This window comes from Oribacterium sp. HCP28S3_H8 (assembly GCF_052064775.1).
In the GTDB taxonomy this organism is placed as follows: Bacteria; Bacillota; Clostridia; order Lachnospirales; family Lachnospiraceae; genus Oribacterium.
Genome location: NZ_JBQHUZ010000001.1, coordinates 249,152 through 264,275 on the forward strand (window position 1 = coordinate 249,152; position 15,124 = coordinate 264,275).

Consider the following 15,124-nt stretch of genomic DNA (forward strand, 5'->3'; position numbering starts at 1 on the left):
TGTTATATAGTGAGTGCACTTGACCCAGATCTTTGGTAAGAATTTATATATAAGGAAGTTTATTTCATGGCAAACAGTTTGATTATCGTTGAGTCACCGGCAAAGGTAAAAACGATTAGCAAGTTTCTCGGAAAAAACTACACAATCGATGCTACCATGGGGCATCTTATTGATATGCCCAAGAGTTCTCTCGGTGTAGATGTGGAGCATGATTATGAGCCGAAATACATCACGATCCGCGGAAAGGGCGAGCTTTTATCCAAGCTCAAAAAGGAAGCAAAAAAGGCTGACAAAATTTATCTCGCAACTGACCCGGATCGTGAGGGGGAAGCGATCAGCTGGCATCTTAAAAATGAGCTTGACAAGGATAAAAACAATCAAAATAAAATTTCCAGAATCAGCTTTAATGAAATCACTAAAAATGCCGTCAAAACTGCCTTAAAAAATCCCAGAGAAATTGATATGAATCTGGTCAATGCCCAGCAGGCACGTCGTGTCATGGATCGTCTTGTGGGTTACACCATTAGCCCCTTACTCTGGAAAAAAATCCGTAAGGGTCTCAGCGCCGGTCGTGTACAGTCAGCAGCTCTCAAGCTGATCGCCGATCGGGAAAATGAAATCGCAGGCTTTGTGCCGGAAGAGTACTGGTCACTGGATGCCGAGCTGGAGGCCGGCAGAAAGAAACTGATGGCAGCCTTTTATGGTAAGGGGAAAAAGCAGGTGCCTGCCAATGAAGCAGAGGTTCAGGAGATCATAGATGCCATCGGATCCGAGGATTTTATCGTAAGCGACATCCGTAGATCCGAGCGTAGAAAGAAGGCACCGCTTCCATTCACCACGTCCACGATGCAGCAGGAAGCCGCAAAGCTGCTCGGATTTCCTACCTCCAAAACCATGCGTATAGCGCAGTCTCTCTATGAGGGTGTCAACGTAAAGGATCACGGAACGATCGGACTTATAACCTATCTGCGTACGGATTCTACCCGTATTGCCGAGGAGGCAGATGCCCAGGCAAAAGCATTTATTGCGGAAAAATACGGTGATGCTTACGTGGCTTCGGAAAATCAGGAAAAGAAGCAGGGCGAGGTACGGATCCAGGACGCACATGAAGCGATACGTCCGACTTATCTTACAATCTCTCCGCAGGAGGCGAAGGAAAGTCTTCAGCGGGATGAGTTCCGCCTTTATCAGCTGATCTATCATCGCTTCCTTGCGTCCCGGATGCAGCCCGCTGTATATGACACAGAGAGTGTCAGGCTTGACGCTGCAGGCTACACCTTTACACTGTCCGGTTCCAGACGGAAATTTGACGGATTTCTGACTGTATACATGTCCGAGGAGGATAAGGTTGAGAAGGATGTTTCTCTCCCTGAGCTGGAGGTCGGCGCAAGACTCAAAAATGCCGGATTCCATCCGGAGCAGCATTTTACCCAGCCACCGGCACACTATACAGAAGCCTCTCTCGTAAAGGCGCTGGAGGAGGACGGCATCGGAAGACCGTCTACCTATGCACCGACGATCGGCACGCTGCTCGCAAGACGCTATATAACAAAAGAGAAGAAAAACATCTTTGTAACAGAGCTCGGGCAGGCGGTGAATGAAATGATGGTCGGAAACTTCCCGCAGATCGTTGATACTGCATTTACCGCCAATATGGAATCTCTTTTGGATAGTGTGGCAGATGGTCAGATTGAATGGAAAACGATCATTGAGAACTTCTACCCGGATCTCGAGGAAGCCGTCAATAAGGCAAATGAGGAAGTGGAGAAAATTACCATTAAAGATGAAGAAACCGATGTTGTCTGTGACAAATGCGGAAGACATATGGTTATTAAATACGGTCCTCACGGTAAGTTCCTTGCCTGTCCCGGGTTTCCGGAATGCCGTAACACCAAGCCCTATATTGAATACGCAGGCTTTTTATGTCCAAGCTGCGGCAGGGAATGCATCAAGCGCCGTTCCAAAAAGGGTCGTATTTTCTATTCCTGCTCCGGGTATCCTGATTGCAGTTATATGACCTGGACCAAGCCCAAGGATGCGGCAGCAGGTAAAAAGAAAGAAGGCGACATCTATGTGATGCCGGATACAGCAGATAAAAATATGGCAGAACAGGCGGCTATTACAGAGCCTCAAGAGCCTAAAGAAAGCAATTGACATAGTATCTTGCAGTATGCTATATTTAAGAACGCGTCTTGACAAACCAATAATTTTATGTTTTGTCAGGGCAGTATCAATCAAGCACATCTGATGTAAAACCGATTGGGTGCTTTTTGTAAGTGATCGTCGGTATGCACACAGCATCAGATGGAAGAAAAACCAGGAGGTAATAAAATGAGTGCAATTGGAATGAAGCAGCTCCTTGAAGCTGGCGTACACTTTGGCCACCAGACCAGAAGATGGAACCCTAAGATGGCTCCATACATCTACACAGAGCGTAATGGTATCCACATCATCGATCTTCAGAAGACTGTCAAGATGGTAGATGATGCTTACAATGCAATGGTTAAGATTGTTGCAGACGGCGGCACTGTTCTTTTTGTTGGTACCAAGAAGCAGGCTCAGGATGCTATTAAGTCCGAGGCTCTGAGATGTGGAGAGTTCTACGTAAACGAGAGATGGCTCGGCGGTATGCTTACCAACTTCAAAACCATTCAGAGCCGTATTGCTCGTCTTAAGGAAATCGAGAAGATGTCCGAGGATGGAACCTTTGATGTTCTGCCAAAGAAGGAGGTTACTCTGATTAAGAAGGAGTGGGCTAAGCTTGAGGCTAACATCGGCGGTATCAAGGAGATGACCCGGATCCCGGATGCAATCTTTGTCGTTGATCCTAAGAAGGAGAGAATCTGCGTTAAGGAAGCTCAGTCTCTCGGAATCACAATTTTTGGTATTGCTGATACCAATGCTGATCCTGAAGAGCTGGATTACATCATCCCGGGTAATGATGATGCAATCAGAGCAATCAAGCTGATCGTATCCAAGATGGCTGATGCTGTAATCGAGGCTAAGCAGGGCGATATGACTGAGGAAGAAGCAGCCGCAGCAACTGCTGAGGATGCAACCGTAGTAGCAGACAACCAGTAATAAAATTTCCGGAAATCAGCATTACAGACCCTCATGCCTGCGACGCTGATTTCTTATTATCTTATAAATATCCAAGGAGGATACCAAGATGGCAATTACAGCAGCTCAGGTTAAGCAGTTACGTGATATGACAGGAGCCGGCATGATGGCATGCAAAAAGGCTCTTGCTGCAGCAGATGGTGATATGGATAAGGCAGTAGAGGTTCTCAGAGAGCAGGGTCTTGCCGGTGCAGAAAAGAAGGCAGGCAGAATTGCAGCTGAGGGTGTTTCCTTTACTAAGGTAGCGGATGACAGAAAGTCCGGCGTTGTAGTTGAAGTTAATGCAGAGACCGACTTCGTTGCCAAGAACGCAAAGTTCCAGAATTATGTCAACGAGGTTGCTGCACAGGCTCTTACCACTACAGCTCAGGATATCGATGCATTCCTCAATGAGAAGTGGGCTCTCAATCCTGAGAGAACCGTTGCTCAGGAGCTTTCCGAGGAGATTTCCATCATCGGAGAGAACATGCACATCAGAAGATTCCAGAAGCTTGTTCAGAACGATGGATTTGTACAGGACTATGTACATGCCGGCGGCAGAATCGGTGTTATCCTGTCTGTAAAGTCTGATGTTGTTAACGAGGCTGTTGAAGAGATGGCAAAGAACGTTGCTATGCAGATCGCAGCTCTTAACCCGAAGTATACTTCCAGAGCAGAAGTAGATCAGGACTTCCTTGCAAAGGAGACTGAGATCCTTACAGAGGCTGCAAGAAATGAAAAGCCAAATGCTCCTGAGAAGGTTCTGAACGGTATGGTTATGGGTCGTCTGAACAAGGAGCTTAAGGAAATCTGCCTTGTAGATCAGGTTTATGTAAGAGCCGAGGATGGCAAGCAGACGGTACAGCAGTATGTTGATTCTGTAGCTAAGGCGCAGAATGCCAAGATTCAGCTTGTAACCTTTGTTCGTTTTGAGACTGGTGAAGGTCTTGAGAAGAAGAACGAGAACTTTGCAGAAGAAGTTGCAGCGCAGATGAAAAAGTAAGGATTTTTTCCTTAAAAGGTTGTAATATAAAAATACCCGGAATTTCCGGGTATTTTTTAATATCTGTAATAACTGTTAACATCCGTTAATTTCCGTAATACATAGCTCTCCAGCCTTTACAGATATTTTCTCGTTTTCTTAAGGAGGTGCATGGAATATGCTGCATTTTTTTGATAAGGAAGCCAGGAAGGACAGCACACTGTCCGATCAGGACCGGCAGTATCTAAAACTTCTCACCCGGAAGCACATTGTGTTTCATGGCGAGGTGCAGGGCGTCGGATTCCGTTATACTGCCTATCACCTTGCATCCCGCTTAGGATTGACCGGTTGGGTCAGAAACGAGTACGATGGAACCGTGACCTGCGAAATCCAGGGAAAGCATGAGGATCTCATGGAGTTTTTAGATGATATCCAAAACCAACGTTATATAACCATCGACTATATGGAACAGAAGAACATGGATCCCGTGATGGAATCCTCTTTCCGCGTGATCGGATACTAACCTACAGGAGATTTGTACGTGAAGCATAATTATAAAATGATTTTAAGCTATGACGGCTCCCGCTATTTCGGATGGGAACACCAGCCTAATACAGAGATGACCATTCAGGGGAAGCTGGAGCTCGTATTATCCCGGATCCTGTATGGCGAAGATTATCGTCCTAAAGACTTTGCAAGCTGTCCTGTGACTGTGATCGGAGCAGGACGTACCGATGCCGGCGTGCATGCCAGAGCCATGACTGCCAATGTTATCCTGGATACCGATCTTACAGAGGAAGCGCTTCGTAATATGATGAACCGGTATCTGCCGGAGGATATCAGTATTAATGAACTGAAAATCTGCAGCGACCGTTTCCATAGCCGCTTTAACGCAAGCGGGAAAACCTACCGCTATACATGCTACTATGGCAGCTCCAAGCCTGTATTTGAGCGGAAATATCTTACGGTGCTTGAGTATCATCCGGATCTTGACAGGATGCGGGAAGCCGCCGCACTTTTAATGGGAGAGCATGATTTCAAGAGCTTCTGTGGAAACTCCCATATGAAAAAGTCTACGGTTCGCAATGTGGACTCGATTGAAATCACAGAAACCGGTCCCTATATCCGCTTTTATTATCATGGAAACGGTTTTCTGCAAAATATGGTCCGGATTATGACCGGGACGCTTTTGGAAATCGGCTCAGGCAAGAGGCGTCCTGAAGAAATCACAGCAATCCTTAACGCTAAAGACCGGAAAATGGCAGGCTATACAGCAGAGGCTGCCGGTCTCTGCCTTATGAAAGTGGATTATGATTAACTGAGCCTAATACAAGCTTTAAAATACGAGCCGGAAATAAAGAGCCGGAAACAGTTACCGGAGTAAATATCAGTACAAGCTTATAGAATTACAGAATGAGTAAAATTATGAAAGAAAAGCAGCAGAGCAGCGCAGATGAGGCAAGAACAAAACGATATATTTACATGACAGAAACTCCGGTTCCAAAGCTGGTTTGTGAGCTGTCTGTACCAACCATTATCAGTATGCTGGTATCCAGCTTATACAACATGGCAGATACCTTTTTTGTAGGCAGAATTTCGACAGCCGCTACCGCGGCCGTAGGAATCTCATTTTCTGTGATGTCGATCATCCAGGCGCTCGGATTTTTCTGCGGTCACGGATCCGGCAATTATGTATCTCGTAAATTAGGCGCCGGAGATACCTCGGAGGCTTCAGAAATGGCTGCCACCGGCTTTGTCCTCTCATTTCTGCTGGGGCTTACGTTTTCTGTAACCGGCTTGCTGCTTCTGGACCCTCTGGTCCGCCTCCTGGGCGCTACAGACACCATCATCCCCGACGCCAAGGCATATTTACGCTTTATACTGATTGGGGCACCTTTTATGTGCTCCCAGCTTGTCATCAATAATCAGCTCCGTTTTCAGGGAAGTGCCGCCTATGCTATGGTGGGTCTTGTTTCCGGTGCCGTCATCAATATCGGACTGGATCCGATCTTTATTTTCCGCCTCCATATGGGCGTTGCCGGTGCTGCGCTTGCTACAATACTCAGCCAGCTCATAAGCTTCTGCATCCTTTTCATAGGAACCTATCAGGGACCAAATATCCATCTCCATATAAAAAATGCACGCTGTACCCGTCATTATTTTCTGGAGATTGTGAATGGAGGCTTCCCGTCACTCGCCCGTCAGGGTCTCAATGCAGTCTCCACGATGGTACTCAATACTACCGCCGGTTTAATCGGCGGCGAAGCAGCTATTGCCGGAATGTCCGTCGTCACCAGAGTCATGATGCTGAGCTATGCGGCACTGATTGGCTTTGGACAGGGCTTCCAGCCGGTAGTCTCCTTTAACTATGGAGCCGGACTCTATCGCAGAGTAAAGGATGCCTTCTGGTTCTGTGTAAAATATGGCACCATACTCCTTAGCATATTTGCAGTAGTAAGCCTTGGCTTTGCCCCGGCGATTATCCGCTTTTTCCGGGATGATCCGGACGTTGTAGCCATTGGTACAGTAGCACTCAGATTCCAGAATCTTGTGTTTCCTCTGGCAGCCACCTCAGTGATGTCCAGCATGATGCTCCAGTCCTCAGGAAGCGGTGTCAAGGCGTCGATCCTGTCCGCCGCACGTGCCGGTCTGTTTCTGATTCCATTTGTACTGATTTTCTCTCATTTTTTTGGTATGCTTGGACTGGAGTTTTCCCAGGCGGTGGCAGATGCCTGCACATTTCTTATCACCATACCAATCACCATTTCCTTTTTCCGGGAAATGGACCAAAATAGTACAGAACCTTAAAAGTATAGAATCAGAGGCAGCAAAATGAAAATTACACATATCTATCACAGCGGGTTTGCCGTTGAGCTCACGCATTGCATCCTTATTTTTGACTGGTATAAGGGGGTACTGCCGGAATTTACAAAAGCTGATACCAGCAGAGAAAAAACCTATTTCGTTTTTGCATCGCATGCACATGGAGATCACTTTAATCCATCGATTTTTAAGCTGATGCAGCCCGGCAGGACAGTACATTACATCTTGTCCAACGACATCCATGCAAAAGCTACAGATCCTGCGGCTGATATCTGCTTTGTTATGCCGCATAAAAGCTACGATATCGACGGTATCCATGTAGAGACGCTGTTTTCCACAGATCTGGGCGTAGCATTTTATATCGAGGCGGAAGGGCATACGTTCTATCATGCCGGTGACCTGAATCTCTGGTACTGGAATGGAGAACCGGACCAGGACAATCTCTGGCAGATCGAGCACTACCATAAGGAAATAGATCTATTACAGGGCAAAAAAATCGAAGTGGCATTTCTGCCGCTGGACAGCCGTCTGGAGGAGCATGGTGCAGATGGTGTCCTCTACTTTATGGAGCATGTCGGTGCAGAATATGTATTTCCGATGCATTACTGGGACGACCTTGACGGATCTCGTGCATATCTATCACAGGCAGAGCTTCGACCGTATCGGGATGCCTTTCATTTTGAGGACTGCTTCCTGATCCCGGACAGTGTAAGTAAAAGGTAAGAGATATGTTCTTTACCCTCTTTCCATCGTGCATTATCATAGATGTCAAAGGAGTTGTTGCAAAATGAAAAATAAACTATGTAAATATCTTGCTGCTATATGCATCACCCTACTGTGTCTTGGCTTCACAGCACTTGCGGAAACAGGCCCGGGGATGAATCTCAGGTACAAACAAAGTGGTACAGGAGCCGGAGCACTCACGACCTCCGCTAAAAAAGAAGCACTCTATCCTCTGACAGCTGCAGATGTAACTGTTCAGGATACCGATGCAGAAAGAGAAGCGCTGCTTCGTAAGTCCAAAACAGCGCTTCTTACCGATCAGATCATCCTGGTGGTGGATCATAATCTTACACTCTGGGATAAAAATGCAGACGGTTCCTTTACAAAGCAGATGGACGTATACTGCGGATACGGAAGAAATGGCATGAAGCCTGCAGCAGTGCGTGTAGAGGGAGATGGAACCACGCCGATCGGGACATTTCCGATTCTTTTTGCATTCGGCTTTGGAGAGAATCCCGGCACAGCTCTTACGTGGAGAAGCATAAGCCCCGATTCCTACTGGTCCGGTGAGAAGGCAAGCTACAACACCTGGGTGGAGAGCAGTAAAAGAATTGCCGGAGAGCATTTAAGCGAGTATACGATCTGCTATAAAAAGGCACTTGCCATCGGTTTTAATCAGGATCCTGTCGTGTATGGCAGAGGCTCCGCGATTTTTCTCCATATTAAAAATCCTGCGACCTGGAGCTCGGCGGGCTGCGTCAGCGTAGAGGAGAGCAATATGACGGCACTTCTTGCAAAATGCCATGACGGTGTCCGCATGATCATTGTGCCGGAACAGTCTGATATTGCAAGCTATTAATCATTTTAATTCTGTATAATCTGTGAAATGGAGGAAGCAAAACTTGGCAAAGACAGGCTTGATCCTTGAGGGCGGTGCCATGAGAGGCATGTTTACCGCCGGCATTCTGGATGTCATGATGGAAAACAATATCAGCTTTGATGGTATGGTCGGTGTTTCTGCGGGTGCCGCATTTGGATGTAATATGAAATCTCATCAGATCGGGAGAACCATCCGCTATAATCTGAAATATGCCGGGGATAAGCGTTACTGTAGTCTCGAGTCCCTGATCCGGACCGGGAATCTCTACAATGCCGAGTTCTGCTATCATACGATTCCTGAAACACTGGACCCGTTTGACTGGGATACCTATCTTAAAAATCCGATGGAGTTTTATATCGTCGCCACGGATGTCAAAACCGGAAAGCCAGTATACCATAGAGCCGGCACAAGCAAAACACGTCATGATGAACTGGAGTGGTTCCGGGCAAGTGCTTCCATGCCTACCGTTGCGCGTCCGGTTTTAGTGGATGGGTATGAGCTTCTGGACGGAGGCATTTCTAATTCTATCCCTCTTCAATTTTTTGAACACATAGGCTATGAACATAATGTCGTAGTGCTGACACAGCCGGATGGTTTCAGAAAAAAGCTCCCGAAGGGCTGGGCTCTGATGAAGCAGGCGCTCCGGAAGTATCCGGCAATCGTAAAAGCCATGGAGGAGCGGCCTGCCATGTACAACGAACAGCTCGACTACATTCACGAAGCGGAACATGCCGGCAGGGCGTTTGTGATCCGACCGGAGAAATCTCTCGGGATCTCAAGGACCGAAAAAAATCCGGAGGAATTAAAACGTGTATACGAGGAAGGCAGATCGGTAATGCTAAAAAGACTGCCCGAGCTCAGGGAATTTCTCTCGATCCGTTGATACGATCCTGGCCTGACCAGACTTCTGGCCAGGCATATTTTTTAAGGAGCTATGATGCTGTCAAGGCGAACACCATTCAGAGATTATCTTATGATTCTTGTCGGCGCAATTCTTGTAAGCATTGCGTCTAAAAACATTTATGATCCGGCTGGGCTTGTAACCGGAGGTGTCGGGGGACTTGCAATTATTATAAAGCGTCTCACCAATGTGCCTCTATGGGTCAGCAATACCATCATTAACATTCCTCTCTTTATCGGCGGGTATTTTGTAAAGGGATGGAAGTTTCTAAAAAGGACGCTTTTTGCCACAATGCTGGTTTCACTGGCTTTAATTTTACTGCCGGACATCAATCTGATCCCGGATCAGGACTTTTTCCTGGCTTCTGTTTTTGGAGGAATCCTGATGGGCGTCGGATCCGGTCTTGTATTTGTCGCTATGGCAACCACTGGAGGCACCGATCTGCTTGCCGCAATCATACAGTCCCGGCTCCGCCATGTAAATTTAGCTGAAATCATGCAGGTCCTTGATTCACTGATTGTGATCCTGGGGATAGGTATGTTTGGAGTGTTCCGCTCCATGTATGCGATTGTATCCATCTATATTTTTTCCCGCATTTCCAGTAATATTATTGATGGTATGCATTTTGCCAAGGTTGCCTATATCATATCGCGGAAGTCAGACCAGATCGCAGATAAAATCATCCATGAGCTGGACCGGGGTGTAACCGGGATCCCTGCCAGGGGTATGTACAGCGGGAGAGATGCCATGATGCTGTACTGTGTGGTTTCTAACCGAGAGGCTGCGCTGGTGCAGGATCTGGTCCGTGCCGTGGATCCGGAGGCATTTGTCATAATTTCAGATGTGAGAGAAGTGCATGGAGAGGGATTTACCTGGAAAAAGCAGTATGGAAAAACGTTTGATTAAATTAGTAAAAAGCGAGACCGTTCTGTCAGCAGCCTTCCTGCTGGCTCTGGTTTCCTGCTTTCTTGTACCGCCGGATTATAAATACGGAAGCTATATCAATTACCGGGTGCTGATACTTTTATTCTCGATCATGAGCGTCACAGCAGGACTGAATCGTATCGGTATTTTTGAGATGATATCCGGGAAGCTGACAAAAAAGATACATTCCACACGGAACATGGCGCTGTTTTTAGTGCTGCTATGTTTTATTGCCAGCATGTTCCTCACCAACGACATTACACTGATGACTATGGTGCCCTTTACCTTGATGATATTTCAAAAGGTGGAGGACACATCCGCGCGGATCCATGTGCTGGTGATTGAAACTGTGGCGGCAAATCTTGGCAGTATGTTTACTCCTTTTGGCAATCCGCAGAATCTCTATCTCTATGCAGCATACGGCTATAGTCTTGGGTCCTTTCTGCTTTTGATGCTTCCATTTACACTGGCATCTTTATGCCTGGTGATCCTGTATACAGTGACGTTTCACCATATGTCCGGCACGCTGCCGGATGTAAGCCTAAACGGTGACTTCCATCCGGATAAGAAAAAGCTTCTCGGATATCTCCTGCTGTTTGTGCTCGCAATGCTCTCTGTCGCAAGAGTTCTGGATGTTCGACTGCTGCTGCTCATTACAGTTGCCGGGATACTGCTAATGGATAAAAGCATCTTCCACGCAGTGGATTACTCCCTCTTACTGACCTTTGTCTTTTTCTTTATTTTTGTGGGAAATACTGCACGGATCCCTGCCATAAGCAATCAGATCATGCAGATCATCGAGGGCAGAGAAACACTGATTGCGGTGCTTTCCTCTCAGATCATCAGTAATGTCCCTGCCGCGATCCTTCTCTCCAGTTTTACAACCAATGGACGGAACCTGATTGTCGGAACCAATATCGGAGGTCTAGGTACCCTGATCGCCTCCATGGCAAGTCTCATCACCTACCGTCTGTACACAGAGTCGTCTCATGCAGACCGGCAGAAATACCTGATTCACTTTACCTGGGTCAATGTACAGATTCTGGTGGTTTTATACTTCCTTGCATTTTTCCTGGGAGATGTATAGAGCTGCTCCGGAATCTGCCGCTTTGTTTTCCAGAATCTGCTGTTTCGATTACGCTCACGATTTTATTTATTAAAGAAAGACATTCAAACCTTTGCTATGAAGTTTTATTATGCTCCAATGGAAAGCATCACAGGCTATCCTCTCAGAAACACACATCATGCCTTTTTCCCAGGGATTGATAAATACTATACCCCGTTTTTATCAGCAAATGAAGCCGGCCGTTTTACCGGAAGAGAAGGCCGGGACGTGGATCCTGCCAACAATACCGGAATCAATGTTGTTCCACAGATCCTCACAGGAAATCCCGAGCATTTTGTATGGGCTGTAGAAGCAATGGAGCAGCGAGGCTACCGGGAAGTGAATTTTAACCTTGGCTGTCCCTCTGGAACTGTCGTTGCCAAAGGAAAGGGCTCCGGTTTTCTGCGTGATCCTGACCGGCTGAACGACTTTCTGGAAACCTCATTTACAGAGATCGAAAAGCTTCGGCTCACGCCTGAAATTTCCATCAAAACGAGACTCGGCATCCAGGATCCGGGAGAGGCTCTGGAAATCATCCGGATCTATAATCAATATCCGATCTCTGAGCTTACGATTCATCCGAGAGTTCAGAAGGATCTGTACCGGAATCCTGTAAATCTTGATGCATTTCTTGCAATGGCACTTAAAAGTAAGGCTCCGGTGGTTTATAATGGAGATATCAATAGCGTGTCGGATTACCAGCATATCATGAGCTATCTTAAGGACCGGGGCTTTACACCGGAGGCTGTGATGCTTGGCAGAGGCCTGGTACGAAATCCTGCGCTGGTTCGTGAGATTAACGGTGGGAAACGAATCACCAAAGAGGAGGTCTCCCAGTATGTAAGGACTCTCCGTTTAAGCTATGAAAAGGAAATCCCGGGGGAGAAAAATGTTCTTTTTAAAATGAAGGAAAACTGGAATTATTTAGGTACGCTGTTTCCGGGATCAGATCGATATCTTAAGGAGATACGGAAAGCCAAAACAAGAGCAGAGTATCTGTCTTCTGTAAACGTACTTCTATCTAACTGCGACATTGCCTGTGAGGTAAAAAAATGATCTGTGAATATCCGGATTACTATGAAAAATTTCACTGTATTGGCGGAAGCTGCCCTGACACCTGCTGTGCCGGCTGGGAAGTGGACGTGGATGAAGAGAGCTTAAACTATTATAAATCTCTGGAGGGTCCGTTTGGCGATCGGCTTCGGAGCCATCTTAAAGAAGAAAATGATGAAGTTTATTTTCCTCTCACAAAAGAGAACCGCTGCCCGTTTCTAAACAAAAGTAATCTCTGTGATATCTATATAGAGCTCGGAGAGGAGAGTCTCTGCCAGGTATGTACCGAATATCCCCGCTATTTTATGGACGTCGGAAACTATGAGCAAATTGACATGAGCCTCTCCTGTATGGAACTCGGGCGGATTTTTTTCAGTGATCCGGGTCTGGTGCATTATATACGTTCGGAAAACGATGTTCTAGGCGAGGAGCTTGCTCCGGAAGAGGAAAATGAGCTGGTTCACGTATTAGCGCTTCGTAATGAAGCGATCGAAATCCTCCAGGAAACTCCGGCACGCCCTCTTACAGAACAGCTAAAGGATGTGATCTCCCTGGTAGAGGACGCTGTATCCCTTGATCCATCTGTTTCTATCCTTGAGGGAGAGGAGGCGAATGTCCTCTCCGCGGCGTACCATCATCGTAATGCAGCATTTATTTCTGAAACTGCGGATGATCTGCTGCAGCTTATGACAAAGCTTGAGGTCCTGGATGAGCGATGGACAAACGAGCTTGATAAACTTGGGAAATGCGCCGAAACAGATTTTAATGAGCAGCTGAAGCTTTTTAAAAAGACTCTCGGCAGTCAGGGGGAACACTGGTTCCGCAGACTTTCGGTATATTTTGTCTATCGCTATTTTATTGATGCGTCGATGGATGGAGATCTCATGCGGTCTCTACGGATCCTGATCCGTTCACTCAAGATCATCCTCCGGATGGCAGTACTTCGCTTTAAAGAGCAGGGCGGAAGCTTTACGCAGATGGACATGGCAGACGTCTGTCATTTGTATTCCAAGGAAGTAGAACATTCGGATGATAATGTGGAGATTATGAAAGCTCCTTTTGATAAGGGATAAAACAACCCATACGCACATGTACATGGAAATTTGAGATGAGGAGTCATGCAGTATGCTTTCCGATATGAGTAATGCAAAAGTAATCCGGGACCTGGCAGGTCATCGTCAGCGCACAAAAAACGAGCAGAAGCTCCGTAAGGATTATAATGCGATTACAAACGGAGTCATCTGGAAGGAGTTGATCCGTTATGTACTGCCTCTTATTTTCGGTACATTTTTCCAGCAGCTATACAACACCATTGATGCTGTCGTTGTAGGACGTTTTGTGGGAAAAGAGGCTTTGTCTGCGGTCGGCGGAACCTCCTCTGTAATCGTAAACCTCTTTGTCGGTTTTTTCGTGGGTTTAAGCTCCGGTGCAAGTGTCATCTGTGCACAATATTTCGGCGCTGAAAAGCGGGAGGAATTAAGTCACGCAGTACATACTGGAATCGCGCTTTCCATCATCTCAGGTCTGGGACTTATGCTGATCGGAACCGTGCTGGCTCCCATGTTTACACTCTGGATGCATACGCCGGAGGAAATCCGTCCGCTTACCACACTATACTTACGGATTTATTTCCTAGGTATGGTGCCGAATCTCCTTTATAATATGGCTGCCAGCATCCTGCGCGCGGTCGGGGATTCTAAAAGACCGCTGTATTTCCTGATCGTAAGCTGCATTCTGAACATCCTCCTGGACCTCCTGCTGGTGCTTGGATTTCGGACGGGTGTTGCCGGCGTAGCGATTGCAACCATCCTATGTCAGCTGATTTCCTCTGTACTGGCAGTTCTCGTCCTTATGAGGACACATGCATCCTATCGCCTGTTTCCCCGGAAAATCCGGATGCACCGCATGCAGCTTGAAAAAATCGTAAGCATTGGTATCCCGGCAGGTCTGCAGGCACTGATGTACAGCATATCCAATGTTGTGATTCAGACCAGCATCAATGGCTTTGGCACAAACAACGTCGCTGCCTGGACCGCCTATGAAAAGCTGGATGCCATTTTCTGGCTGATCTCCAGCTCCTTTGGCGTTGCCATCACGACCTTTATCGGACAAAATTACGGTGCTGGTCTCTATCACCGGTTGCATCAATGTATCCGGCAGGCGCTTGTGATCATCACACTGGTATTTGTAAGCATCAGCAGCATCTTTTGTATCTTCGGTCCGACGGTACTACAGCTTTTTACAGAGGACGCCTCCGTGCTTCAGATCGGAACCATGATGGTCCGCTTTCTCTCGCCGTTTTATTTTACGTATATCGGAATCGAAGTTTTTTCCAGTACACTGCGTGGTCTGGGCGATGCCGTGCGGCCTATGCTGATCAGCCTGTTTGGCATCTGCGTATTACGGGTCGTCTGGATCCTCGTGGCAGTTCCAAGATGGCACTCGGTGAAGACTGTCATGTTAAGCTATATTATCACCTGGGCTGTCACATCGATACTCTATATGCTGTATTACCGGCACTATACCAGGGTACACGGGATCTGAGAGACTCGCACAAAACCGCTTACATATTTATCTTACATCGCGGCTTAACATGCTTGGGTACAATCTTTGTATGTGAATGCAGATTGACAC

Annotated in this window: 14 protein-coding genes; all 14 read left to right on the plus strand. The window is 46.9% G+C overall.

Annotated elements, in window-relative coordinates; all coding sequences use genetic code 11:
- Window positions 1-66: 66 nt before the first annotated feature.
- The 14 genes from topA to ACTNEN_RS01240 all read left to right on the plus strand — a co-directional run bounded on the left by topA (window position 67) and on the right by ACTNEN_RS01240 (window position 15,034).
- Entirely contained in the window at window positions 67-2,154 is a 2,088-nt protein-coding gene (gene topA / locus ACTNEN_RS01175) for a type I DNA topoisomerase (RefSeq protein ID WP_441204228.1), read from the plus strand.
- A gap of 177 nt (window positions 2,155-2,331) precedes the next feature.
- Window positions 2,332-3,081, plus strand: coding sequence for a 30S ribosomal protein S2 (gene rpsB / locus ACTNEN_RS01180; RefSeq protein ID WP_441204229.1), 750 nt, complete (start codon window positions 2,332-2,334; stop codon window positions 3,079-3,081).
- Window positions 3,082-3,169: 88 nt separating this feature from the next.
- Window positions 3,170-4,102: a translation elongation factor Ts gene (tsf, locus tag ACTNEN_RS01185; protein WP_441204230.1), complete on the plus strand. Its 933-nt coding sequence runs from the start codon at window positions 3,170-3,172 to the stop codon at window positions 4,100-4,102.
- Window positions 4,103-4,259: 157 nt separating this feature from the next.
- Window positions 4,260-4,604, plus strand: coding sequence for an acylphosphatase (locus ACTNEN_RS01190; RefSeq protein WP_441204231.1), 345 nt, complete (start codon window positions 4,260-4,262; stop codon window positions 4,602-4,604).
- 18 nt (window positions 4,605-4,622) lie between these two features.
- Window positions 4,623-5,399 (plus strand): tRNA pseudouridine(38-40) synthase TruA, encoded by a 777-nt coding sequence (gene truA, locus ACTNEN_RS01195; protein WP_441204232.1) that lies wholly within the window; start codon window positions 4,623-4,625, stop codon window positions 5,397-5,399.
- Between the two features lie 107 nt (window positions 5,400-5,506).
- Window positions 5,507-6,889 carry an MATE family efflux transporter gene (locus ACTNEN_RS01200; RefSeq protein ID WP_441204233.1) on the plus strand — a complete coding sequence of 461 codons (1,383 nt, stop codon included), beginning with the start codon at window positions 5,507-5,509 and terminating at the stop codon, window positions 6,887-6,889.
- Between the two features lie 24 nt (window positions 6,890-6,913).
- Window positions 6,914-7,627 (plus strand): MBL fold metallo-hydrolase, encoded by a 714-nt coding sequence (locus ACTNEN_RS01205; protein ID WP_441204234.1) that lies wholly within the window; start codon window positions 6,914-6,916, stop codon window positions 7,625-7,627.
- 64 nt (window positions 7,628-7,691) lie between these two features.
- Entirely contained in the window at window positions 7,692-8,486 is a 795-nt protein-coding gene (locus tag ACTNEN_RS01210) for a L,D-transpeptidase family protein (protein WP_441204235.1), read from the plus strand.
- A 43-nt stretch (window positions 8,487-8,529) separates the two neighbouring features.
- Window positions 8,530-9,390 carry a patatin-like phospholipase family protein gene (locus ACTNEN_RS01215; RefSeq protein ID WP_441204236.1) on the plus strand — a complete coding sequence of 287 codons (861 nt, stop codon included), beginning with the start codon at window positions 8,530-8,532 and terminating at the stop codon, window positions 9,388-9,390.
- 54 nt (window positions 9,391-9,444) lie between these two features.
- Entirely contained in the window at window positions 9,445-10,314 is an 870-nt protein-coding gene (locus ACTNEN_RS01220) for a YitT family protein (RefSeq protein WP_441204237.1), read from the plus strand.
- The gene (locus tag ACTNEN_RS01225; RefSeq protein WP_441204238.1) at window positions 10,295-11,419 is read left to right on the plus strand and encodes an SLC13 family permease; all 1,125 of its coding nucleotides are present in this window, start codon (window positions 10,295-10,297) and stop codon (window positions 11,417-11,419) included. The genes ACTNEN_RS01220 and ACTNEN_RS01225 overlap by 20 nt, the downstream gene beginning before the upstream one ends.
- A 117-nt stretch (window positions 11,420-11,536) precedes the next feature.
- Complete coding sequence (locus tag ACTNEN_RS01230) at window positions 11,537-12,493, plus strand: tRNA dihydrouridine synthase (protein ID WP_441204239.1); 957 nt, start codon at window positions 11,537-11,539, stop codon at window positions 12,491-12,493.
- Window positions 12,490-13,563, plus strand: coding sequence for a flagellin lysine-N-methylase (fliB, locus tag ACTNEN_RS01235; RefSeq protein ID WP_441204240.1), 1,074 nt, complete (start codon window positions 12,490-12,492; stop codon window positions 13,561-13,563). The genes ACTNEN_RS01230 and fliB overlap by 4 nt, the downstream gene beginning before the upstream one ends.
- 52 nt (window positions 13,564-13,615) lie before the next feature.
- Window positions 13,616-15,034, plus strand: coding sequence for an MATE family efflux transporter (locus ACTNEN_RS01240; protein WP_441204241.1), 1,419 nt, complete (start codon window positions 13,616-13,618; stop codon window positions 15,032-15,034).
- Window positions 15,035-15,124: the final 90 nt, after the last annotated feature.